Consider the following 25,041-nt stretch of genomic DNA (forward strand, 5'->3'; position numbering starts at 1 on the left):
TTATGCTTCTAGTCTACTATTAACGCTTCTGTGGAAGCAATTCGGTCGAGCGGATGAATCGGCCGGACGATTCGCCTGTAATCGAATCCCGAGAAATCGAACGTCGACAGCCCCGGACAATCGACAGTCATAATGCGCGGAACCCGGTTCTGGAAAAAACCGCGGAAATGCTGGCTCGATTTGATCCCGATCACCTTGTACCGGAGCATATCGATGCCATGAAGCTTGAGCAGTTCGTCATCGAGCAGCTGCGATTTGATGCTGGTCACGATGACGTCGACGTTGCCGATCCGAAGACGGGCGGTTTGACCCAGATCGATCTTCTTGCCGCGCCACATCGGCGACGTCTGGACGAAGGTGCCGTCCGTCAGCATTCGGACCAGGGCGACCGTACTAACCGGACTGCCGTGCAGGCCGTCCGTTTTGCCGCCGAGCTCCACCTCGATCCGCGCGCCGACGCCGGCTCGATGGGCCGCCTGAACGACGTCCGGATCGCATATGTGGCAGAAGCAGGTTTGCGGGACGTTCGCCGCCAGCATTTCGCGCAGCAGAAACGTGCCGTCCCCCGGGGCGCCCGCGCCGGGATTGTCCGACGTTTCGTTGATGATCACCGGTACTTCGTCCGCGGCAAGCGCCGCCATGAGCCCGTCGGCCGGCGACGGGTACTTCACATTGAAGGCGTCGCGCCTGCGCCATACTTCGTCGGCCGCGTCTGCAGCGGCTTCGCGGGCCAGTCTGTCGTCCCCGTCGGATACGGCCAGAACGGACGCGCCGACTTCCGGCGAATCGGTATAAGGGAACCCGTGGAAAAACGTGCAGTCCAGCATGCCCGGACGATTCTCCCAAGCCCAGCACGCCTCGTTGACCTCCTTCGCGGGCCCGAACAGCGTCGTCGACGTCGGGATCAGCATCGGCAGCTTGACGAGATGCATGCTCGGCCGGATCGTCCCCGATATCATCGCGCGCAGGCGGCGAATCGCCTCACGGCCGCGGTCGTATTCGTCCGAATGCGGATAATGATTAACCCCGAGCAGCAGATCGGCATGCCCGACCATTTCGTGCGTCATGTTCGCGTGCAGGTCGAGCGTCGCCGCTATCGGGATGTCTCTGCCGAATTCCGCCCGGATCGCGTGCAGCAGTTCGCCTTCGATGTCATCGCTCGTTTCCGCGATGCCCGCGCCGTGAAGGGCGAGGCAGATCGCGTCGAGAGGTCCGGCATTCCGCAAGCTGTCCAGCAGGCGGAGCTTGATGCGCTCCCACGTATCCGCGGCAATGATACCGGAAGGCTCCGCCGATACCGCTAGTGTCGGCACGAGTTCGATACCGCCGAGGTCGCGGGCTTCGTCGATCATGCCGCCGATATAGTCGCGCACCCCTTCGTGCGCCGGGAAAATGTGCCCGCCCTCGCACCATTCCTGGCGGCGGAACGCCGCTTCGTCGGTCCGCTCGCTCGAAAAGGTGTTCGTTTCGTGCAAAACTTGTCCTATTGCGATGCGCAATTCGCGTTCACTCCGAAACGAAGCGGCCCCGCCGCCTTCACTTTGATGCGGACGACATTGCCCGGCAAATAAGTAAGCGGTACGAGCTCCATGTCGACGATTTCGGTCGCTTCGGGATCGGCTCCCATTTCGACCGCTTTGTTCACGGCCTGCTCCCTCGCCTGCCGCATCGCTTCCTCGCGGGTAATGCCCTCGAGTCCCCAGAGCGCATCGACCTCGCCGCTCGCGTCGGCGGTAGCGGCGCCGATCGCATTGGCGCAGCCGAAATTGTCGGGACGAATCATGTCGCCCATGCCGTCCACCCGCTCCGGCATCAGGATGCTGCCACCGCCGACGAGCACGACGGGAAGCGGCTGCGTCGACGTTTTGATCCGGTCGCATGCGCCGGCCACCATGCGGACGATCTCGTCCATCGCCCGGCGGACGAAATCCGGATCAAGATCGGCGAGCCGCGAACGGTCGCAGTTCGGCGCATCGATCGAGGCTACTCCGGCGGCGATCGCGATATCCGTAGCGGTCAGCGTGTCTCCGCCGAAACAGAGCGCTTTCTTCGTAATCTCATACCCGACGCTGTCCGGACCGACGCGGATTTCGCCGTTCTCCACGGTTACGACGCTGCCCCCGCCGAGCCCGATCGAGATCAGGTCCGGCATGCGGAAGTTCGTCAGCACGCCGCCGACTTCGACGGCGATCGCCGATTGCCGGGGGAAGCCGTTCACCATGATGCCGACGTCGGTCGACGTGCCGCCGATGTCGGCTACGATGCAGTCCTTGAGCCCGGACAAATAGGCGGCCCCGCGCAAGCTGTTAGTCGGACCGGAGCCGATCGTCAAGATCGGATAGCGGATCGCGTAGTCGAGCGCCATCAGCGTGCCGTCGTTTTGGGCGAAAAACACTTTGCATCGAATGCCGAAACGGTCCAGCGCTTCGGTCAAGCCTTGGGCGGCGCGCAGCGCGACCCCTACGACCGAAGCGTTCAGCAAAGTCGAATTTTCCCGCTCGATCAGGCTCAGGCTGCCGATTTCAGCCGATACCGTGACGGCGATACCCGGTCCGAGCACTTCCCTGGCATATTCCGCAAACTCTTTCTCATGATCGCCGTTCACCGGCGAGAAGATCGAGCAGACGGCAATCGATTCCGCGCCGCTCGCTTTGATCCGCTCCAGCACTTCGAGGCATTCCGCCCTGTCGAGCCGCTTGCCGGCAAGCGGGCGGCCGTCGTATTCGAACCCGCCGTGAATGAGATACGGCTCCGCTCCCATCGCCTCCACCAGATCGGCCTGCCAGTTCGTGAGCGGCGGAACGCCCCGTCCCGCAGGCAAGCAAATGCGTACGACGGCAACCCGCGACAGCAGCTTGCGGCGGATGATGGCGTTCGTGGCATGCGTCGTGCCGAGCGAGACGTAGGCGATGTCCGCCGTGTCGACTTGCGATTGCTCGAGCACCGTCCGGATTCCGTTGAAGATGCCTTGCTGGACATCCGGGGTCGTGGCCGACTTCGTCGACGCGACTACGCGGTTCGCCTCGTCCAGAATGACGACGTCCGTATTCGTGCCGCCGACGTCGATGCCGATTTTATATGAATTCGTAGTCATTTTTTCGCCTCATCCTTTCCGTACGCTGTTCGCAAGTTGTTCGACGGGGATAAACGGCAGATCGAAACCGAAATAGCGCGGCCCCCATATTTCCAGAGCTTTGTCCGAGCGCATGATCGGCGGAGTCGGAATGCCGATGCAGACGACCCGGTAACCGAAGCGGAGCGTTTCCGTCGTGATCGGTTTATACGTTTCCATATCGAGGAATGTAATGAGATCGGGCACGGTCGCTGCAACTTGATCGTTGCGGTACGCAATCAGGTTCTCGTTCTGGAAGTCGACCTGGAAACGGCTCCCGGCGTCTTCGCCAATGCCTTCGAGCTTTACCGTGCCGCGGGTGAAGCCTTCCGCCGTAGTCCGGTCGACGTCGACGATCTTCCCTTCGAACAGCACGACGGGAGCGCCGTATATCGAAGCGGCCAACGCTTTGGACATTGCTTCAAGCGGGCTTTCATGCCGTTCTCGGGCATGAACGATCGCTTTGCCGATATCGATCAGCAGCGTCGTCGTGCCGTGAATCGACGACTCCTTCATCTGCTCCCCGGTCATCGGGTATTCGGCGATGTGCCCGACCCCGCCCATCCGCACCGTAATGCCGCGGGCGATATGCTCCATCATCGCGTTGTCGACCGTATTGACGAGGCACCAGTTGCCCCGCTCGTCGGTGATGACCATCGGCGTCCCGTGTACGCCGTATACGTTGAACGTCTCCATCTGCAGCTCCGGGAAAGCCCGCCCCATCCCGTCCGCATCGACGAGCGGCAGCCCGGCGCGAGCCGCCACGACGAAAGGCACAGTCGAATTCAAGCCGCCGCATTCCATCGGCATGACGGCAAACGCTTTTTTGCCGAGATGATCCTCGAGACGCCGAAGCGAATGCAGCGCCTCGTCGCCGTTCGGAATTTTCTCGAAGAAGACGGTCGGCGCGCCCATCATCGCCACCGGAACGACAAGGACATCGTCAGGTACCTCATCCGGCGACAGCAGCGTAACCGGACCGCATTCCCGGATCGCCTTCTGCGCCATCAGCTTGCCGATGAACGGGTCGCCCCCGCCCCCCGTGCCGAGCACCGCGGCGCCGAGCGCCAAGTATTCCATTTCTTCCACTCCTATTGTGCGAGCCATATTCAGTCTCCTTTATCCGTCATTTGTTCCATATTGTGACCCATTCTAGAAGCCGTCTTCCCGTTCTTCGACATATCCCGAAGTCATCGCAAGATTGATGCTTTTGCCGATCGCGTATATGCCCCAATGAGCGACGAGCGCGACCACGAGCGAATTCAGCGACGGAATGCCCCAGTTCACATAGACCCCGGCCAGTATGCCGAGCGCCCAGGCGATAAAGGCCGGCCATACGACGGCCGCATATTTCGTGCCTTTGCCGAAAGTATACCCTTGCTTGTGAACGAAGAAGTAATCGGCGATCAGAATGCCTGCCACCGGCGGAACGGCTACGCCGATCGCGATCAGGAAGCTGATGAAGTGATTGGCCATGCCGGCCGCACCGACGATCGTCGCAATAACGCCGACCACAAGCACAAGCTTGCTTTTCGCAACGCGGAAAATGTTCGACAGCGACAGCGACGCGGAGTACAAATTGCTGTCGTTGCTTGTCCACTGAGCGGCGATAAGAATAAGCAGCGCGGGAATCCCGAGACCGAGCTGCAGCATCGCCGCAGGCAAATCGCCCGTTCCCATCGTCATCGCCGTGACAGCGCCCGCAAAGATGATGAAACCGTTCGCAATAACCATGCCGATCATAATCGCCGTCCATGATTGTTTGGGAGACTTCGCGTACCGGGCGATATCCGGCTGAATGACCGCACCTACGGCAAATGTTCCGATGACGAGCACGATTCCTTCCATGAGCGTAATCGGCTTCGTAATGTTGGACGTCAACCCTCCGATGCCCCCGACCTTGTCGAGTCCCATTACGACCCCTACGATACACAGCAATATAAGCAGCGGAATGGCGATGTTGCTGAGCAGGCGGATGCCCTTGAACCCGATGTAAGCGGTTAAAATCATCAGCGCGCCTCCCCAGGCCGCCGCGACCGGAATTCTCGTGATCACTCCCGCTTCCGGATACATCGAATTCACCGTTTGTCCGAAAAATCCGGCTTGTACCGAAAACCAGCCGATCAGCGTGATCGCCCACACCAGGCTGATGACGAGAGAGCCGTATCTTCCGAACGCATATCGGGACAGCATCGTCGTCGAGACGCCGGTCTTCGCGCCGATCGCCCCGGTAAAGCCTCCGTACAGCGCCAAGATGAGGTTGCCGACCAAGATGGAGATCATGATCTGTTTCAACGAAAGTCCTGCAGTCAATGCCGCGCCCGCAAACATGCCGGATACGGCCATGCAAAAGCCGGAGGTGACAAACGTAATTTCCCACCACGGCCGGCGGTTGGCCATCGGCACCGGCTCCATGGCGAAGTCGTTCGCTTGGTTTTGGGCTTGCGGTTCGGCTTGAGACCCTTTCTTCATTTCACTCACGGTAATTTCCTCCTCGATGAATGGGGTGGAAGCGGAAAGCGAACGAAAGTAAGCGCATACAAAATGACTTTTAAAAAAAGCTCAGCGACTGCGGTAGCAAAATCGCAAACAAACTATGCGCGACAACCCGGGCTCTTGTTGCGACGCTGTGTCGCGGGCGGTCGAACCGACTGCATTTACGAAATAAGGGGTATTAGCAGCCGTTATTGTTTGCCACACCGAAGTTTTTTGCGAAATAAGAACGGTTTGAGAGGTACAAGCATCTCTTATTGGCGAATGCGGACACGATTCGCAATAAATAAGAATCGGTAGAGAGACTGTTATTTTTCATGATGATGGTCCATTGGGTCTAACAATTGTGCGCGGTTCCGAAAAAGCGTTTACATTTCAGCGTTAAGTTGTCATCGTCGCCAGCTGATCATCCCCTTGTTCCAAACTTCAAATTTAATATATTGAATTTCCTGTGCCTTAATTATAATAAGATGAAATTATTCCTGTCAATTATATTTTTCAAAATAATGAAGAAAATTATGATATATTAATATTTTCCATCAACAAAAAACGCTTGCTTACCCCAATCCCGCAACCGGAATCAGGATAAACAAGCGCTGCCGCAGCTGCTCGCAATGTAACACGGTAAATCCTTCAGTTCTGCATCACAAAATCGTTCTCGACCTTCGCGTTCACATCGTCGAACACGCGCAATATCTCGTAGCGCGTATTGCGCTGTGCAGGCACTTTGCCCGCTTGGCGGATCAGATCGAGCGTCGAGCTGATGTTGACCTTGTGAGTCGTGCCCGCCGCGGAGACGACGTTCTCCTCGATCATCGTGCTTCCGAAATCGTTGCAGCCGTAATGGAGCGACAGCTTGCCGACTTCCGGCCCCATCGTCACCCACGACGATTGGAAGTTCGGAATATTGTCGAGCATGAGGCGGCTGATGGCGACGTTTTTCAAGTATGCGTCGGGTCCGAGCTTCTCCGCCTTCAGGTTCGTGTTGTCTGGCTGGAACGTCCACGAGATGAACGCCAAAAATCCGGGCGACGGGTACTTGTTGTTGATGCACTCGTCCTGGGCATCGCGAACGCGCAGCATGTGCAGCACGCGTTCCTCCATCGACTCGCCGAATCCGATGACCATCGTGGCGGTCGTATTCATGCCGATCCGGTGGGCGGTGCGCATGACGTCCATCCATTCGGTCCAGCTGCCCTTGAGCCGGCTGATCTTGCGCCGCGTCCGGTCATCCAATATTTCCGCGCCTCCGCCCGGGAGCGAATCGAGGCCGGCCTCATGGATTTGCCGCACGACTTCTTCCAGCGACAGCCCTTCGGACACCTCTTTCATCTTCCATATCTCAGCCGGCGAGAAAGAGTGCATCGTAATATTCGGGAAACGCTGCTTGATCCCCCGCAAAATATTCGTATAATAGCTGAACGGCAAATTCGGATTCGTGCCGCCCTGCATCAAAATTTCGGTACCGCCTACGTCGATCGTCTCCTGAATCTTCCGGTAAATCGTCTCGTCCGGCAGCACATAGCCTTCCTTGGACCCTGGAGCCCGATAAAAGGCGCAAAACCGGCAGTACACGTCGCAAATGTTCGTATAATTAACGTTCCGTCCGATAACGAAAGTCGTAATCGGCTCCGGGTGAAATTTCAACATGATCTTGTTGGCGGCCGCGCCCATCTTCTCGATTTCATCGGAGTCGTAAAGCGCCAAGCCGTCTTCCAGATCCAATCGTCCTCCCGCCAGCGCTTTGTCCAATATGCGGTCGATCCGGCTCATCCTTATCACTCCTTCTTCTGTTCTATTCTATCGTATCATATCGACAACGTGAAAAACAGAAAGAAAAGTGACGATTCGGCGGAATCGTCTTCCATCCTTTCGTTTTTTTCCATGCCAAAAAGCTGCCCCGGTATGGGACAGCTTTTTGGCATGGGTTGGGTTGGGTAGTCTTGCTTGGTTCGTTTCGTTTCGCAGAAACTTATTTTTTATTTGAACGGCTTCAATTGCTTATCAGCCGGACGTACCGCATTGACTTGGTCAACGTAGGCTTGGAAAATTTGCTGTCCTTTGTACTTGGTCATCAGCTCTTCACGGTATTTCGGCCAGTTGGAGGCGTCCTTATCGTCAAAGAGAACTACGTTTTGCAGACGGGCCATTTCCTTGCGGAAGTCGCCGATGTTCATGCCTTCCGGCGGCGCCAGCGTGACCGGTTCGCCCGCATGCTTCGGAATCGCTTCGACGAATTTGAGAACCGCGCGGTCGCGGTCCGATACCCGCGGATCGATAACCTCGAGACCGAGAACGGACGGCTCGTCGAGGTTCGTGAAAAATTTCCAAATGTCGAGGAAGCTGCCGTTTTTCGTAATATTGGCTTCGTAAGAGGCCGGATCGATTGTAATTTTCTTGCCGTCTTTCTTGTAATCTCTGCCTTCCAGACCATAGTGGGTCATCAGGTAGCCTTCTTCGCTCGCGAGCCAGTCGAGAATTTCAACCGAACGTTTGACCTTCTCCGGATTTTTCTCCGCGACCGTTTTGGAGAACAGGAACGGACTTGCTCCGCCCGTCGTTCCTTGCTTCCAACCGTAAGGCTGGTTCGCGAACGGGAAGATCGGCTGCCAGTTCGCCTTCGGATCGATTTGCTTCGTACGGCTTTGGACGCTGTTCGGAACGGATTCCAAAGCGAAGTTTTTATCGGTAGACCACAGGACGCCGACTTTGCCTTGAGCGCCTTTGTCCAGATGCTGCGGCGTTTTGTTGACGAACCAGTCGGGATCGACTACGCCGTCTTTGATCATGTCCTTCACGTTTTGCAGGACGCTTTGCAGCTTCAGAGAGCTTTGCGTCTCTACGAACTCCAAGTTTTTGTCGTCGATCATGAAGTCGGCGACAAGGCCGTTGTTCACCCAAGCCGGGAAATCGAGCGGCAATCTTCCGCCTGCCGCGGCAGCGCTGAAGCCGTACGTATCCTTCTTGCCGTTGCCATCCGGATCGTCATTCGTGAACTTGCGCATCGCGTTCATCAGCTCGTCGTACGATTTCGGAGCTTGCAGGTTGAACTTGTCGAGCCAGTCTTTACGGATGTAGAACGAGCCGTACGTATTGCGCTGGAACGGCATCGGCGAACGGGAATGCTTGATTCCCTTCAGCTGATAGTTCTTGATTTCGTCTTCCGTAATCCACTTGAAGTAGTTCGGCATCGTCGCCTTCGTCACGAAAGCGCTTTGGTCCGCGAGCAATCCGTCGACCGCAAACTTCTGGCTTGCCGCGCCGTTGGCCAGGAACATATCCGGGTGATCGCCGCTCGTCATAATAACGTTGATTTTGTTGTCATAGTCGGTTCCGAAAGGCAAATAATCAACCTTCAGCGATACGTTGAACTTCTCCTCGATCGCCTTCTTGACGAAGTCTTTATCCGCCGAAGGAAGCGATGCGTTGGCCGGTGCGAAAATGAACCAGCGCAAATCGAGTTTTTGTTTTGCCGTTCCGGCGTCATTACCCGATGCGGCGGGCGTTTTCTCTTCCTTCGTCCCGCATGCGCTCAGCACCATGGTGCTCACGAGCATGACCGCGCCTAACACTTTTAATGTTTTCATGGAATCCTCCCAGATCTGTTTTCGGAAGCTGCTCCGGTTTTTACATGGCTGCTTGCTTCGAACCCCTTTGACAAATCGTTGTTCCAAACCGATACAACTTGCTGCAGGCCGTATGCTTCTTCCATTCCGCCTGGGCAACACCTCCCGTATAGGGTACGTCCTACTGGCCTTGGACATGCAGGAAACGCTTCCAATATGGGTATAGAGACTTGACAGGCCGAGCATTAGGAACTAGAACCTGCCAAACTCGTGAAACCTTGTTTACGCGATGACATGGAGGTTGTTCAAATTGACTTCCCCGTCCAGCGTCTCGCCCGCCATAAACCGGCGGATTTCTTCTATCGAATAACGTGCCAAACGCTGCTTCCCGTTGTTGACCGCGCCCGCGATATGCGGAATGAGAATGACATTCGGCAAGCTGCGGAACGGATGGTCCGGACTCGGCGGTTCGGGTTCGGTTACGTCGATGCAGGCGACAAATCTTCCTTTGGCCAGCTCTTCCACCAGTTGTCCCTCGTGAACGAGACTGCCTCTCGCGGTATTGATCAGAATAGCGTCGTCTTTCATCAAGGCGAACGTCTTCGTGTTGAACATATGGTTCGTTTCCGGAATGGAAGGCGCATGGATCGAGATGACGTCCGATAGCCGAAGCAGTTCTTCAAGTTCGACTTTCCGGCAGCCGAGCGCAGCGGCCTCTTCACTCGAAACAATCGGATCGTACAGTAAAATATCGACCTCGAACTGTCTCAGCAGACGAATGTAATGCCGGCCCGCTCTCCCCGCGCCGACGACGCCGATCGTGACGTCGAACATTTCGCGGATCAGCTCTTTCCCTTCCTCCCAATATCCCGCCCTGGTGCTTCGGGCGAGCTCCCACATCCGCTTGAGCGATGTGATCGTAAGTCCAAGCGCGGTTTCGGCTACGCCGACGCCAAGCGCATCGTTTGCGCTGCTCACCCGTATCCCGCGTTCGATCAGCTCCGGAGTTACTATGCCTTTGACCGTTCCGGCCGCGTGCGCGACCAGCTTCAGCCGCTTCGCTTCACGAAGCACTTCGGCATCGAATGGAGGACAGCCCCAGGACGTTATGACGAAATCCGCATCGCGGATCAGCTCCGCAATTTGCTTCTTATCCGGATTGCCGGGGTTCGGGTTGACGACGAGTTCGCCCATTTGACGGAGCCGGTTCAAATGTTTCTCGGTGAATATTTCTCCCCAGACATCGATTCCGGGTACCAAAGCGATTCGATTCATGATGCTCCCGCTTTCCGTATTTGGTTTGTGTTAACTCACAACTAACTCTGAATGACTCCATAATAACGAATACATTTACGATTTGTCAACATAAAATCGTTTTCATTTCGTTTTCATAACATATATCTGACTCATAAAATCCACTTTAGCAGTTACACAGCCGCCGAAAACAGCATTTCGATCTGCATGCACTCGTTCTCCGCCTCTGCAGAACAAATAAAAAAAAGCCCCGTCCGGAAAGGGATGAGCTCTTCAATACACTTCCCGGCTCACCGTGAGTCACCAAGGAAGCAGTTTCCAACAAAAAAAACTAACGAAACTGGCAGACAATTGTTATCAATGACATATTGTAACTTTCATCTGCTATATTTTTGTAAAGCTTCCGGTCGACCTCTCGATACAACAAAAAAGCCGGCTCCTGAATCGGAGTCCGACTTGTCATGGCGTGCGGCTGAGGCTTCTTATTTCGTTCAGCGCTTTTTCAATTTTGACGCATACGTTCTGCTCCGATTCGATCCCGGCCCAGTACAGCTTCACTTCGTTAATGATCGCCGTCAGCATCTCGATCGTCACATTCAGATCGGTGTACAACCTGTATGTCGGCACGATATCGCGATGCATCGGATAGCGCAGCGGGCGGAACATCGTCTCTTGTCCGATCCACTCGGCGGCCGGCTTCAAGGCGGGAATGCTTAATGTCCGCTGGCGGATGTTCAACTGGGAACGGTAAGAGGTCAAATAATCGACGAACGTCTGCGCCGCTTCCTTCTGCTCGGACTTCGCGTTAATGCCGAGCCCGATCGCGATAAGCAGCGTTTTCGGATTTTCGATATAGGGCAGCGGGGCGATATCGTATTCGAAATCGGCTTTTTTCAGTTCGTTCAAGCTGAAATAAGTCGTCATGATCATCGAGACCTTCTCCTGCAGGAACAGCTTCTCCGCATCCGCTTCCTCGTAGAACAGCGGCATGATCGTCTGATTCATCACGATGTCCCTGCACAGCCGAAGCGCTTCCATCCACGGGCCTTCGCATATCCGCACCGGCTCCCCTTCAGGCGGCAGCCTCATCCCGCTCTGCAGCAGAAACACCGGCCAGCGGTTGTTCGACAGCAGGTAGAAGTAAAATCCGTACCGTTCATTCGGAACGGCCAGACGGGCGGCGGCCTGCTTCAGATCTTCCCACGTCCAGCTGCTATCCGGCTCGAGTATGTTCATTTCGCGAAAATGTTTGCGGTTGTAGCAAAGCACGACCGGCGAGAACGTAAGCGGCTGGACCAGCAGCTTGCCTTCGTGCGTAAACGCTTTACTCAAGTACGGGTAGATGTCCCCATTCGGCTGCTGTTGTTCGAGCAGCTCGAGCGCGTCGTATTCGACCATCTCGCGAAAGTTCGGAACGTTGACCGTCACGACATCCATAATGCCGGATTCGAGCGACTGCCTCACGCTTACATAATGCTCGAGCATCATCGTCTGTACGCGGATGCGGGGGTACAGCTTATGGAACTGCGAGATGAGCGTGCCGAGGTCCGTTTCCTCCACCGTCGACCGGTGGCAGCCGAAGCGGATCGTAACCGAATTGTTGTCCGAGACGTCGGCGATCCGGTTGCCGACCTTCGGTATTTTCTCGATCAAGCCTTCCGACACGAGAATGTCGAGACAATGCCGGACCGATTTGTTGCTGATCGTGTACAATTTGCCGAGTTCGCGTTCCGACGGCAAAAATTCGCCGACGTTCCGTTTGCCCGAAACGATCTCGTCGCGAATCGAACGGATCATCTCGTCCATCCGTTTCGTTAGTGTTTCCCGGCTAGGTCTATTTGCCATTCCAACCCTCCATCGACCTGAAACTATTTATCCATAAATTTTATATAAAGGCCAGCGGGGTTTGCAATAAAGCTATATTACCATAAACCGGGTAAAAAGATAGTAGCAACAAATTCGAATAGAACAGAGGCCCCTTCTCCAAGTTAAGAGAAGAGGCCCGAGTAATCGTGGTCCGCTAATGGCTCAGCCGAGCTCCGCCTTGGCCGCGTCGAAGGCGTTCGACAGATCGGCGATCAAATCGTCGACATGCTCGATGCCAACCGAGAAGCGGAGGAGCCGGTCATCCACGCCTACTTTCCGGCGTATTTCTTCCGGAATATCCGCATGGGTTTGCACCGCCGGGTAGGTCATCAGCGACTCCACGCCGCCCAAGCTTTCCGCGAAAGCAATCAGCCGGATATGCCGCAGAATCGGCTCGATCGTGCGGGCGTCTTTCATCCGGAACGAGAAAATGCCCGTATTGCCCGAAGACTGCCTGCTCTGGATGTCGTGCCCCGGATGGGACGGGAGCGCCGGGTAAAACACTTCCTCCACCATCGGATGGGTCAGCAAAAATTCGGCGATTTTCGTCGCGTTGTACTGATGCCGTTCCATGCGCAGCGCCAGCGTCTTCATCCCTCTCATGAGCAGCCACGAATCCTGCGGATTGAGCACGGCGCCGATCGAGTTGTGCAGGAACGCCATCTCGGCCGACAGCTCTTTGCCTTTCGTAACGATCAGCCCGGCGAGCACGTCGTTGTGGCCGCCCAAATATTTGGTCGCGCTGTGGATGACGATATCGGCCCCGAGCTCGATTGGCCGCTGGAAAAACGGCGTCAGCAGCGTGTTGTCGACGATGGTGACGTACCCTTTGACCTTCGCCCACGAACAAACTTTCTCCAGATCGGTAATCATCATGAGCGGGTTCGTCGGCGTCTCGATCACGATCGCTTTCGTGTTCGGCCGGCTGGCGCTCTCGAGAGCGTCGAGATCGTTAGTGTCCACATAAGTGGCGGTTACCCCGAACCGTCCCATCACTTTCTCGATCAGACGGTATGTACCGCCGTACAGATCAAGCGATACGATCAGATGGTCGCCTTGTCCGTACATGGCGAATATCGTTTGCAATGCGGCCATTCCGGAGCTGCACGCGAAGCCCGCGTCGCCCGATTCAAGCTCCGCGACCGCCTGCTCCAGCACGGCGCGCGTAGGGTTTTTCGTGCGCGAGTAGTCGAAGCCCGTGCTTTGTCCGAGCCGCGGATGACGGAACGCGGTCGCTTGGTAAATCGGGAAACTGACGGCGCCTGTCACCGGTTCGGACTCGGAACCGATCTGTGCCAAACGGCTTTCAATTTTCATACTTGATTATCCTCCTAGGCATAATGGGAATTTGAGGCATACGAACCCCTGTTGCAATGGAAGGGCGGGGGTACGTGTGTTTAAAAGGGGAGGAACCGCCGTAACGGCGGCTCCGTCTCGGACACTTCACTCGCGGGCGTCTCCCCGCACCGGGCACGAAAGGTTACAGTCCGGCTCCGTACGTCAGCCACTCTTCGTCCGGCTGCTTTTTCTTGAGCGCGGCCAAATCGAACGGCGTTTCTTGATAGACGTAGTAGTTGAGCCAGTTGGAGAAGAGCAGGTTGGCGTGCGCCCTCCAGGTGACCAACGGATCGCAGCTCGGGTCGTTGTTCGGGAAATAGTTTTTCGGCACTTCGATCGACAGCCCTTTGGCCACGTCGCGGTCATATTCCCATTTTAACGTGCAAGTGTCATATTCGGAATGCCCGGTTACGAAAACATGCTTGCCGTCCTTCGTCGCGACCAAATAAATGCCCGCTTCCTCCGATTCCGACAAAATCTCGAGCTCCGGTACTTGCTCGATATCTTCTTTGCGCACTTCCGTATGACGGGACTGCGGGACGAAGAACAGTTCGTCGAAGCCGCGCAGCAGCTTCACGTGTTTCGCCGTCGTCGCGTGAGGGAACACGCCGAAAATTTTGTTCGGCACCGGATATTTCGGCACCCCGAAATGATGGTACAAGCCGGCCTGCGACGCCCAACAAATGTACATCGTCGAAGTGACGTTCGTCTTCGTCCAATCCATAATTTGCTGAAGCTCGGACCAATAGTTGACTTCCTCGAATTCCATCTGCTCCACCGGCGCGCCGGTTATGATCATTCCGTCGAAATACTCGTCCTGCACGTCCTCGAACGTTTTGTAGAACGTATTCAGATGCTCGGCGCTCGTATTTTTGGACGTATGTGTCTTCGGATGAAGGAGGACGAACTCCACCTGCAGCGGCGTGTTGCCGATCAGGCGCAATATTTGCGTTTCCGTCGTTTCCTTAGTCGGCATCAGATTGAGTATCGCTATTTTAAGTGGACGAATATCTTGATGAAACGCGACGGTTTCGTCCATGACGAAAATGTTTTCCTGAATCAATACTTCTTTGGCGGGCAAATGATCGGGCACTTTGATGGGCATCGTGATCACTCCTTCGTGTAAGTTAAATAGGCCTTTCTCCATAGATGAAGAAAGGCCACCGCTTCGCATGTGCTCGCATGTCCTCTCTCATCTCTCAGAAACGTTCATGACGTTCCCGCAAGAATTAGCACCGTGCATCTCCGTCTCACGTGACGAATTTGTCGGTTGCCGGGCTTCATAGGGCTGGTCCCTCCACCTACTCTTGATAAGAGTTCCAAAGCATATTCGGTTATCGTTACTTAATATTAATTTAGCCGATCGGAGCGATTTCGTCAAGATGCGCCGTTACAAGCATATGCGCTCGGCTATTCCCCCGCCGACACGTTTCATGGCACTCCGCATAGGATGTAGGACCCTAATGTTTAAGTTTTCGTTAAAAGAAGACACATCGACCGAACAGGCGGCATTTCCCGGTTCATACGCCGTACGAGTCGACTCGGGCCATCTTGTGCGCTTGACGTTCGAAGCGTTATACTAGATTACGTTCCCGGAAAGTGAAGACAAGCTCTGTGCTTGATCCTCTTCCTTCATGGGGTCGATGAACGATTGGAATCCTACTATGATTCATTAAAAGGGGTGAACGATGCATGGACGTGGACCGACCCGGACCGACAACGAATCAACTTCATAGCCGCGAACGGCAGCATGGTCTTCCGTCCGATGCATCGCGCCTTCTGATAGAACGCATGGCGTAACCGGACTACCTTCTGCCGTTCCCGAAGCTTAAGGCGAATCGTTTGCTGCGTCTTTGTTGGCCAATTTTCCAGACTGGCCTGCATTACAGGGCAAGCGCCTCCTGGCATGGCGTCCGCGGCCGGATCTGAACAAGCTGCGTAGGGTGCGGCAGTTTCATTTCGGCAGCGTGCGATGTCCTTTTGGCGTTTCAAGCAAATCGCATGGTGACAACCCGCATTCCGGGGAACACTGCTAAGGGGTGAGACAGATGAAGGTACGTCTGGTACAAAACGGATTGTTTACGCAAATCGACGATGTGGCCACGGCACTTGTGCCCCCGGCAAACGGCTTTTACTGGATCGACGCGAATCTGGAAGATCTGGAAATGCTGCAGCCGTTATTCCAGCTTCACGATCTCGCTGTGGAAGACAGTCTGAACGAGGAAGAGCAGCGCCCGAAAATCGAGCTGTACGACTCGCATTATTTTATCGTCATCAACAGCATCCGCTTCGACGACGAGGAAATCTTTTTGCGCGCATTGAATATATTTTTGTTCAAGCATACGATCATTACGATTACCCGGCAAAAAATCAACGAGATTCGTTCGATCAAGCCGGTGCTCTGGGAGGAGGAAGTCAATTCCCCCGACCGTTTCCTGTATCATCTCGTAGACCTGGTGGTGGACAATTACTTCAGCGTCGGGGACAGGATCGAAGCCAAAATCGAATCGCTCGAGGAAGACATTCTGGTTCACACGAAGAAATCGCATCTGAACGAGATCATAGGGCTCCGCAGCGAAATTTTATGGCTCAAAAAGATGCTCGTGCCGCAAAGGGACGTCATCTGGTCGCTCAACAAAAAAGAATTGCGGCTGATCGACGACCAGCTGCAAAAATATTTCGGGGACATTCACGAAAACGCCGTGAAAATTACCGAAACGTTCGAGACGTTCCGCGATCTGATGGGCAACTTGCGCGAGGCGTACCAGTCCAGCTTGTCCAACCGCACGAACGAAATTATGCGCATCTTCACCGCGCTTACGACGATATTCATGCCCATGACGATTATTACGGGCATATACGGCATGAACTTCGACGTCATGCCCGAGCTGCATACGCCCCACGGCTATTATGCGGTACTCGCGGTCATCTTCGGAGTCGGCTTGTCGATGTTTTGGTTTTTCAAAAAGAAAAATTGGTTCTGATCCGGCCTCGGAGGCTGTCTCATCCGTCATAACGCGACGGCCGGGACAGCCTCTTTGTCCGCGCTTAGTTATGCCGATTGCTCCGGCAATTCCCGCGCGTCCGGCTCGGCCGCCTCCACTACGTCGATCTTCGCCCTCCGGTAGCGGATCCGCAGCAGTCTGAGCCACTCGTAGGCGCGGCTGAGCGACTCTTCGTCCAGCGTCTTCTCGTCGTAAAGCCGCTTCAGAACGGGGCGGAGAAACCGGTCGCCCAGAGCGCCGAACTCGCTCCACGCCTTGTCGACCAGCGGCTGCGGAATGCTCTCGAGCTCGGCGGCAATGAGCGGCTCCAGCTCATAGCCTTCCTTGTCCAGCTCCTCGATGCGGGTCATAAGCTCTCGCCGGCTCAGGGAAAACAGTGGCTCCAGCTCGTTCAAGCTCGTGCCCGCGGCAACCGCCTCCAGAAGCTTCCGCTTCAATTCCTGCTTCGCGGACTCGCCCTTGCGGCGCTGCTCCTGCCGCTCGCGGAACCATTCCTCGGCCGCCGCCCCGTCCACCGCTTCCTCCACCCAGTCGAGCGGAAATGACGTCGGTCTCGCCGCACTTTCCGTCAAGGCGAGGATGTCCGCCCCGTACAGCCCGGCCTTATGCTCGCCGAAGCCGGGAATTTGCAGCAGTTCTTCCATCGTTTGCGGGACAAACGCGCTGATCATCTTGATCAGCCGGTTGGAAGCGAGTATGAACGGCGATTTCCCTTCATTCGCCGCCTGCCCGTTCCGCCATCGGCGCAAAGTCTCGTACAGCTCCGCATCGGCATGCAGCTCTCCATAATATTCCAGCTTGCGAATGAACAACCCTTTCCCCGCGTGCCTTGATTCCCGTTCCACGGCGAGCTCGACCAAAGGACGGTATCCGTCGCGGCGCTTATCCGTTATCCGGGATCGGAACTCTGCGATCATCTCGTCCCAAGCCGTCCCGGTATACCAGCTTTCCTGTGTCGGGATTCCTCCGCCGCCAGGCTCGTGCCACCAGACGCGCCATTCGCCGAACTCCTCGGCTATCGATACTTGTGCCGTTACGTTGCCGTCATGCTCGGTCTGCTTCTCGAAGCTGTTCAGAAAAACAAGATTCATAAAGGTCTCCTCCTTCGTTTGGCGGCACGACAAAAAGCACCCCTTCCACATGAAAGTAGAAGAGGTGCTTCCTCCGGCCGATATGCTGATTTCATTGCAATCATACCACAAAGAGGGTCACAATACAATATTTGGCGATCGCATATTCGAGTCCGCTCACAATCCGCTCGCCGGTATAAGCACCGTGACGGTCGTCCCGGCATCGACTTCGCTCTCGATATGCAGCTCGGTAGCGTACGCATGCTTAAGCCTCGTGTTGATGTTCCGCAAGCCGACGCCCGATCGCGTTCCCGGCTGTCCTGCCGAATCGGGGAATTCCAAGGAGAGAACCGCCGCCACTTGCTCTTGCGTCATCCCTACGCCGTTGTCCGCAATGACGATGCAGCAATGACCGTCCGCTTCGTGTACTTTGATCTCGACGGTACCGCCCTCCGTCCGTTTGCCGATGCCGTGTCTAATCGCGTTCTCGACCAGCGGCTGCAGCAGAAGCGGGGGAAGCGCGAAGCCGAGGACGCTTTCATCGACCTCGTATTCCACTTTGATGCGGTCCCGGAAACGTTCTTTCTCAATATCTACGTATGCCCGAATCAGCGCCAGCTCGTTATGGAGCGGAACGCTCTTCTGAATATTGCTGAACGAGAAGCTGCCGCGTAAATAATCGGCTAAGTCGCCCGTAAGCTTTCTCGCCTTCTCCGTGTTCGTATAGCTTAATGCGATGACCGTGTTCAGCACGTTGTACAAGAAATGCGGCTTGATTTGCGACTGCAGGAACGCCACCTCCAGATCGACCGCCTTGCCGGCCGCCTCCTTCATCAACAGCAAGCTTTTGACGCGCGCCTTCAGCTCGTTCGCATCGAACGGCTTCGGCAAATAGTCGTTCGCCCCCGCATCGAATGCGGCGAGCTTGTCTTCCTCCTGAATCGACGCGGTCACCATCAGCACCGGCATTTCGAGCATGCTGTGCTTGCGTCGTATCGCCCGGCACACTTCGAACCCGGACAAGCCCGGCATCATCAAATCGAGAACGACCAGATCGATCGCAGGCCGATTCTCGATTTGCCAGATCGCTTCGCTGCCGTTCTGCACGGCGATAACCGTGTAATCGCGGCTTCCCAGCACGTCGATCAGCACTTTCAGGTTGGAGAAATGATCGTCGACGACAAGCACCGTATATGGACCGCTTCCCTCGACCACATATGGCGTCTGGAACTCGTACTCCTTCTCGGTTTGACCAACATCTCCATTGTGCTGCGCGATGCCGGGCTTTGCCCGTTTATCCCGGTCCGCGATCGGCAGCGTCAGCGTGAAGATCGTCCCCTCGCCCTTGGACGAGCTGACCCTTATCGTTCCATGCTGCAGCTCGACCAGCTGTTTGACGATCGGCAGCCCGAGACCGAAGCTTTGTTTGGAATCGATCCGGAACGTTTTGAAAGGCTGGAAAATATAAGGGAGCTCGTCCTCTTCGATGCCGCCTCCGGTATCTTGTACCGAAATGGCCGCCATGCCGCCCGCCGCCTCGGCCGACACCTCGATCGTTCCGGATGCGGTATGCTTCAGGGCGTTGTCGAGAAGATTGCCGATAATTTGCTTAAGCCGGAATTCGTCCGCCATTACATAAGGAAAGTCGTCAGGAATCCGGTTGACGAGCCGTACGTTCTTTCCGGCTATCAGGTAAGAGAACACTTTCAGCGACACTTCCACGGTCGAGCGCAAGTCTACCGCCGTCGGATGAATGGACAGCTCGCCTTCCTTCAGCTTGGAAAGGTCCAAAATATCGTAGACGAGCCGGGACAGCTTCTTGGCCGTCAGCGTGATCAATTCGGCTCTTTCCCGATGTCCGGACGCGAGCGGCTGCCGCGTGTCGTCTATCATCGACTGCGCGATGTTCATCATGCCGTGCAGAGGCGTTTTGAATTCGTGCGCCGTATTCGTCAGAAACTCGTCCTTCAGCTTATCCGCACGAAGGAGCTGTGCCGACAAGTTTTCATTTTGCTTGAACGCATTCGAGAACCGCAGCGACATGAGCAGAGCGAGCATGAGCAAGAACACGAACGGCTCGACCGGTTTAAAGTAAAAGACGGGTACGGCAAAGTAAATATTGATGTTCTGGATAAAAGCGTGCACGTTCAAGGCTATCGCCGCCAGAACGAGGTACAGCGATCCTTCCACCTTGCGCAGGGCGGCGGACATGAGCACGTAGACGCCGTAAATGAACGGCAGCGTCGCCATCAGGGACGTGACCGGCAGCATGTACACGGTCTGGGTCCAAGGATAAAAGAATAGTTCCATGAACAAGAGCAACGAACCGACCGCAAGCCCGATCCGGATAATCAGCAGGGAGCAGAACGGGCGGAAAGCCGTATAGAGGTAGAGCAGAAGCGCCATTCCCGCCCCCGTCGACGAGCAGATCTGCACGCGCAAATAAAGCCACGTCGGGATCGAGCCAAACATATCGTATAAAATTCTTTCTCCCCTCGTCGAGCAGAACAAAGCGAAGAACAGACTGAGAAGGCCGAATACTAGAAGCGAGTAATCGTTTCTGCGCTGCGAATACAAGCCGACAAAGTACAAGCCCATCATAAAGAAACAGATGAATACGGTCCAGTCATGTGCGAGCGCCTTGCTTTGAATGGCGGTAATTTGCCCCGGATCGCCCAAATAAATCGAATGGTTGATCCCGCTGCCGCCCGGAAAATGATAATTCGCCGCCTGAACGATCAGTTCGTTCATGCCCGGACGGAGCGTGAAGTAACCGACGGACGGTTTGTTTTTCCCTTCATTAGACGATGGTTCGCCGGACGGTGTTCCGCTTGAGGTCACTTCCTCGCCGTTCACGATAATGCGGCTCGACATCTGGATCGAGAGCGTCTTTAGTCCGAATGTCCGCTCTCTGTCTCCCATATGCAGAAGCAGCCGGTACGTCGCGCTCCCGTACACGTCCGTCTTGCTCGTCCATGAGCTTGGAACGGCGATCGTATCGGGCGCGAGGCGGCCCCCGCCGGCAAAATCCGCGGCATCGAGCAGCCGGTCCGGATAAAATTCCCATTGTCCATCCAGCTTCACGACGCCGTCCCGCTCAAACCGCCACTGCGTTAAATCCAAAACGCCTTGCGACGCTTGCGCGGATTGTTTGCGATTGTCTTTGGCGATAAAGGGGATCATCCCGTATGTGGCTGCAATCATCGCAGTCGTAATAAGCAGTGCCAACCAATGTCGCTTCATATTGGGCTCCTTCATGCCAAGTATCCGGCACGACTTCGTACATGTTAGTTCGATACCGGGGCAAAAAAAACCTTCTATTCCTTTCCGGGCACGTGAGGTCGTGATCGACCGGGTGGAGGGGGACGTTTTGCCGACATTGGCGCATTCATGTATAATCGAGGTACTAAACGATGACGGGGGACCGATCCATGTCCGCGAATTCATTCGATTTTTTGTACGACCATACGGAAGACACGAGAACGCGCTTCGTCTGCTTCATTACGCCTTCCTTGCAGCGTTTCGATCTGGCGATCACGAGCACGAGCCGGTTTTACGGCAAACAGCTTATTACCGATATCCAGTCCGGCAAGACGGCCATCATCGGCCCTGACGATCTTAACGAGCCCGGCTATCTGGAATACGTGTATAAGCTGTCCGAAGAGGACGGAGAAGACCTCCGCAATTTTCTGATCGAAGTGGTAGGCATGATCAACTTCACCGATATTTAATTGGTCCCCCAAAAGTGAAGCGCATCCTCCGAAGCGCATTCCGAGTACTTTCGGGGGAGCCCCCTGAAAGAAGCCCCCAAAAGCAGGGCGTCCCACGAAGCGTATTCGGGTACTTTTTGAGGAGCCCCCCGCCAATTACGGAACTGCAGTACGTTATTCGAAGTAATCCGGCTCCACTTGCAGGAATAGCGGAACTGCAGTTCGTTATTGGTACCCAAACTGCCCTTTGGGGCATCTTTGAGAACAAATAAGGTACCTGAATTCCGCTATTTCCCTCCGGCAACGTATTTCCCTCCATATAGCGTACTCCAGTTCCGTTATGACCTCAGATCAACGAAACGGCCAATACCGACACGCTCGTCCCGATGAAACAGCCGGCGAAGCAATCCGAAGGATAATGAAGCCCCAAATACATCCGCGACATGCCGACCGTGGCGGCAAGCGGAATGACTAGCAGCGACAGCCATGCCGACGCCAGCGCGAACGGAATGAATACGGAGAATGCAGCCGTCGTATGTCCCGAAGGGAACGAAGGGTCTTTAAGCGGCTTCGGCCCCGTAACAACCCCGTGCAAAGCCATATACGGCCTTCTACGGTCCACCTTCCTCTTGATGATTGCGGCCAATACATGGCTCACCGCCAAAGATACGAGACTTTTCCAGCCGACATCCCGCCAAGGCTCGGGTGCGAACAAGACGAAGACAAGCACGAACGAAATCGTGAACGACGCTCCCCCCAAATGGGTGAACCAGCCGAACAGCCGATCGAGAGCGGAATGCCTGATCTTGCCGTTGCACCATCGAAACACCCGGTTATCCCATTCCCGCAAGCGCGGAATCCAACGTTGTGACATGAAGCGCCTCTCCTTATGAATGACTCGCGAAACTTCTTCGACCTTATATTACTGGATTAGAGCGCTCCCCAAACCGGTCTTAACGGCAGTTTATCCCAAGACTAAAGTCCAGTCCGACTGCCGACCATTCCGAATTTCATAAAAAAGCGCAGTCGTGGAACAATACTGGGAAAGCTTCGTCATCTCTTATCTACATAAAAGTTCAACCCCCTTAAGAATGCATCGCTTCGCACGGTAAAGCAAGCATTAATTGATCTTTATCGTTAACAATTACTCCCGAGGAGGAATTCTCATGTATGAGGAACGGAACGCCGCTGACGGGTTTCTAGAAGAAGACCGCAGCGAGTACACCGATCTGGCTACCGTCGAATCGCAGCGCAACGATCTGACCGCTGAAGAATTTCCGGAAGGTCCGTACGGCTCCAGCCTGTTGTCGGAGTCATTGGGCAAAAGCACGCCGTGGCGGCAAGACCAGCGTCCGCCCAATACGTTTACTTATGAAAACCGCGATCTCCACGAAGGGCTTGACCGCGGAGGCTATCCGAACGAGCACCCTACACATGACGAGCCGGGGGACGAAACCCCGGTCGATTGATGATCGCATGATTGCGGCAACGAGGAAGGGCGCAGACGGGTTTTCACCTGTCTGCGCCTTTTTCAATTTGTCCTTTATTTTACTTTTATGAAAATATCTGGTCCGACCTTGTCAGGGACGAAAGCAAAACGAGCGGGTTCGCGAGCATCGAATATATATACGATCATTTCCGCTGCTTTTCGTTTCCGTTATTCCTGAATCTTCTTCAACATGCCTTTGTAGACGCCCGGCACCGATCCTTCGATCGGGATCGCTCCCACCGCTTTGTTGTAAAACTCGGTCGGGCCCGCGCCGCCGATGATCGCATAGGCGTAGCCTTCGTCACGCAGCCCGTGCATGCACGCAAGCAGCAGCGCCTTGCCTACGCCTTTGCCCCGCATCGACGGATCGACGCCGGTCGGACCGAAGTAGTTTTTGCAGGTCGCCTCATAACAGCCGAAGCCGACAACCTTTTCCCCTTCGGTCGCGATGAAGCACGATACCGGCAGGCGGGAAAACGCCACGTCGACCTCGCTTTCCCAATGGGCGTTGAACGTACGGCGCACCCAGTCTTTGACGATATGCTTCTCCGGGGCGAGCCCCCGCCGAATGACGATTCCGGATTCGGCCAATTGGTTGATGATTGTTGTTTTCTCGGGCAGTTCATACAATTTGACGAGCATATCCGGCATGGGTGTTCACTCCTGTAAAATTGGTATATTAGGCAGATACAGCGGCAGCTATGTACAAGTTTTAACTGGATTAACTGATCTGCTGAGCGAGTCCTTTGAATTCCAGCTCTTCGAACTTCTCCCGGAGACGGATCAAATCCGGCGACCAGACGCAGCCGTCGATCGGACAGCTGACCGGAACGTCGCAGCGGATCGTTGCCAAATCGCGGGACAGATGGAGCATGTCGAGCGAGGCTTCTATTTTTTTGCGGATGCTCGCCGAGACGGAATCGAGATTGGCCAGTATGCCGTCGATATCGTTGTATTCGGCGAGCAGCTTGAGCGCCGTCTTCTCCCCGATTCCTTTGACGCCCGGGTAGTTGTCGCTCGTGTCGCCGGTCAAGCCTTTCAGCTCGATAATTTGCCGCGGCGTCAATCCGCGTTCTTCGAGCAGAGCCGCCTCGTCGTATACCGCATAGTTGGAAGCGCCTTTCTTCATGATGACGACATGCACCCGTTCGGCTACGACCTGCAGCAAGTCGTGGTCGCCCGTCAGCACGAATACGTGCGCCTGCTCATCCGCATAATGACGGGCTAACGTCCCGATGCAGTCATCGGCCTCGTATCCGGCCAATCCGACGTTCGGCACGCCGAAGCTGTCGACCACTTCCTTGACGAGGTCAAATTGGGGGATCAGCTCTTCCGGCGGCGCCTCCCGGTTTCCTTTATAATCGGAGAACTGCTCGGTGCGGAACGTGGTGCTCCCCATATCCCAGCAGCAGACTACGTGCGTCGGACGAAACCGTTTGACGGCGTCCGTGAAATATTTGACGAAGCCGTGCACCGCGTTGGTCGGCAAGCCGGCGCTCGTTTTCTTGATATACCCGCTGTACGCGCTGGCGTAATAGGCGCGAAACAATAACGCCATGCCGTCCACTAGCAGCACAATGCGACGGTCGCTCATATCCGTTCCCTCTCCCTCTCTCTTGTAGCGCAATCTACTAGCCATTATAGCATATATGTTCCCATCGCGAACGATATTAAGAAAAACCGTCCGGTTCCCGGGCGGTCCATTAGTGTGTAAACCCATACGTCAGCGCGTTGGGAGGGAATGGGTACCCTGCTCCAACCGCTGTTGAAGACGTCTTGTCTTGATTAGCTTTGGCGGTAACAACACGACTTCAAAGGCGGCCCGTAAACTTTCCGCTTCAATACCCATTCCCTTGAATCTCTTACGAGCTGTCTTCCACTTGATACTGCTTCAACTGTCTCTTTGCAGGTCAGGCCCCATATACTTGACCGGCCACGATCCGTTAAATGGAAAACCTGTAGTAAATACATCAAAAAAAGAGCAAACAGCAAGCAATAACTGGAAAAACTACAGTAGCGTTGCATTAAGGCTAACATCATGTAGCAAGTGAATTTTGTGATTGTTTTCACATAATTTTTCTTTGTACAACTCGAAAAAGGTTGTCTACTCGTAAGAGCAGGAACATCCATTTACAAAT

The 25,041-nt window shown here is 55.2% G+C and carries 19 protein-coding genes and 1 riboswitch; of the genes, 4 read left to right on the forward strand and 15 right to left on the reverse strand.

Features of this window, described 5'->3' with window-relative positions; genetic code table 11:
- Window positions 1–8: 8 nt before the first annotated feature.
- From FE783_RS29455 to metA, 10 genes are all read right to left on the reverse strand, one after another.
- Window positions 9–1,499: a M81 family metallopeptidase gene (locus FE783_RS29455; protein WP_138882974.1), complete on the reverse strand. Its 1,491-nt coding sequence runs from the start codon at window positions 1,497–1,499 to the stop codon at window positions 9–11.
- Entirely contained in the window at window positions 1,484–3,094 is a 1,611-nt protein-coding gene (locus FE783_RS29460) for a hydantoinase/oxoprolinase N-terminal domain-containing protein (protein WP_138882975.1), read from the reverse strand. Before FE783_RS29460 ends, FE783_RS29455 begins: the two co-directional genes overlap by 16 nt.
- Window positions 3,095–3,103: 9 nt before the next feature.
- Window positions 3,104–4,219: a DUF917 domain-containing protein gene (locus FE783_RS29465; RefSeq protein WP_138882976.1), complete on the reverse strand. Its 1,116-nt coding sequence runs from the start codon at window positions 4,217–4,219 to the stop codon at window positions 3,104–3,106.
- A gap of 45 nt (window positions 4,220–4,264) precedes the next feature.
- A complete protein-coding gene (locus tag FE783_RS29470) occupies window positions 4,265–5,584 on the reverse strand; it encodes a cytosine permease (RefSeq protein ID WP_138882994.1) in 1,320 nt (439 codons plus the stop codon).
- 654 nt (window positions 5,585–6,238) lie between these two features.
- Window positions 6,239–7,378, reverse strand: a complete 1,140-nt coding sequence (gene mqnC, locus FE783_RS29475) for a cyclic dehypoxanthinyl futalosine synthase (protein WP_138882977.1) — start codon at window positions 7,376–7,378, stop codon at window positions 6,239–6,241.
- Between the two features lie 206 nt (window positions 7,379–7,584).
- Entirely contained in the window at window positions 7,585–9,192 is a 1,608-nt protein-coding gene (locus FE783_RS29480) for a type 2 periplasmic-binding domain-containing protein (RefSeq protein WP_158302100.1), read from the reverse strand.
- 261 nt (window positions 9,193–9,453) lie between these two features.
- Window positions 9,454–10,446, reverse strand: coding sequence for a hydroxyacid dehydrogenase (locus tag FE783_RS29485; RefSeq protein WP_138882979.1), 993 nt, complete (start codon window positions 10,444–10,446; stop codon window positions 9,454–9,456).
- Window positions 10,447–10,884: 438 nt separating this feature from the next.
- A complete protein-coding gene (locus FE783_RS29490) occupies window positions 10,885–12,270 on the reverse strand; it encodes an extracellular solute-binding protein (RefSeq protein WP_138882980.1) in 1,386 nt (461 codons plus the stop codon).
- Between the two features lie 183 nt (window positions 12,271–12,453).
- A complete protein-coding gene (locus FE783_RS29495; RefSeq protein WP_138882981.1) occupies window positions 12,454–13,608 on the reverse strand; it encodes a PLP-dependent transferase in 1,155 nt (384 codons plus the stop codon).
- A gap of 163 nt (window positions 13,609–13,771) precedes the next feature.
- Window positions 13,772–14,734 carry a homoserine O-acetyltransferase MetA gene (metA, locus tag FE783_RS29500; protein WP_138882982.1) on the reverse strand — a complete coding sequence of 321 codons (963 nt, stop codon included), beginning with the start codon at window positions 14,732–14,734 and terminating at the stop codon, window positions 13,772–13,774.
- A gap of 84 nt (window positions 14,735–14,818) precedes the next feature.
- Window positions 14,819–14,946: riboswitch (SAM riboswitch) on the reverse strand.
- 334 nt (window positions 14,947–15,280) lie between these two features.
- Between metA and FE783_RS38750 the strand changes: the two genes are divergently transcribed.
- Both FE783_RS38750 and corA read left to right on the forward strand, forming a co-directional pair.
- On the forward strand, window positions 15,281–15,412 hold the full coding sequence (locus tag FE783_RS38750) for a hypothetical protein (RefSeq protein WP_274381466.1): 132 nt from the start codon (window positions 15,281–15,283) through the stop codon (window positions 15,410–15,412).
- 265 nt (window positions 15,413–15,677) lie between these two features.
- Window positions 15,678–16,613, forward strand: a complete 936-nt coding sequence (gene corA, locus FE783_RS29505; RefSeq protein ID WP_138882983.1) for a magnesium/cobalt transporter CorA — start codon at window positions 15,678–15,680, stop codon at window positions 16,611–16,613.
- A gap of 68 nt (window positions 16,614–16,681) precedes the next feature.
- On the opposite strand, the gene FE783_RS29510 is transcribed toward corA, so the two are convergent.
- A complete protein-coding gene (locus tag FE783_RS29510) occupies window positions 16,682–17,725 on the reverse strand; it encodes an HRDC domain-containing protein (RefSeq protein WP_158302101.1) in 1,044 nt (347 codons plus the stop codon).
- Between the two features lie 156 nt (window positions 17,726–17,881).
- Window positions 17,882–20,947 carry an ATP-binding protein gene (locus FE783_RS29515; protein WP_158302102.1) on the reverse strand — a complete coding sequence of 1,022 codons (3,066 nt, stop codon included), beginning with the start codon at window positions 20,945–20,947 and terminating at the stop codon, window positions 17,882–17,884.
- A gap of 188 nt (window positions 20,948–21,135) precedes the next feature.
- On the opposite strand from FE783_RS29515, the gene FE783_RS29520 reads away from it, so the two are divergent.
- Complete coding sequence (locus tag FE783_RS29520; protein ID WP_138882986.1) at window positions 21,136–21,435, forward strand: DUF3055 domain-containing protein; 300 nt, start codon at window positions 21,136–21,138, stop codon at window positions 21,433–21,435.
- 325 nt (window positions 21,436–21,760) lie between these two features.
- Here the strand turns inward: FE783_RS29520 and FE783_RS29525 are convergent, their stop codons facing one another.
- On the reverse strand, window positions 21,761–22,288 hold the full coding sequence (locus FE783_RS29525) for a phosphatase PAP2 family protein (protein ID WP_138882987.1): 528 nt from the start codon (window positions 22,286–22,288) through the stop codon (window positions 21,761–21,763).
- A gap of 292 nt (window positions 22,289–22,580) precedes the next feature.
- Here FE783_RS29525 and FE783_RS29530 point away from each other — a divergent pair, with 292 nt between their 5' ends.
- A complete protein-coding gene (locus tag FE783_RS29530; RefSeq protein WP_138882988.1) occupies window positions 22,581–22,883 on the forward strand; it encodes a hypothetical protein in 303 nt (100 codons plus the stop codon).
- Window positions 22,884–23,071: 188 nt separating this feature from the next.
- Here the strand turns inward: FE783_RS29530 and FE783_RS29535 are convergent, their stop codons facing one another.
- Window positions 23,072–23,554 (reverse strand): GNAT family N-acetyltransferase, encoded by a 483-nt coding sequence (locus tag FE783_RS29535; RefSeq protein WP_138882989.1) that lies wholly within the window; start codon window positions 23,552–23,554, stop codon window positions 23,072–23,074.
- Between the two features lie 70 nt (window positions 23,555–23,624).
- Window positions 23,625–24,497 (reverse strand): 5'-3' exonuclease, encoded by an 873-nt coding sequence (locus FE783_RS29540; RefSeq protein ID WP_138882990.1) that lies wholly within the window; start codon window positions 24,495–24,497, stop codon window positions 23,625–23,627.
- Window positions 24,498–25,041: the final 544 nt, after the last annotated feature.

This window comes from Paenibacillus mesophilus (genome assembly GCF_005938385.1).
Classification (GTDB): Bacteria; Bacillota; Bacilli; order Paenibacillales; family NBRC-103111; genus Paenibacillus_AB; species Paenibacillus_AB mesophilus.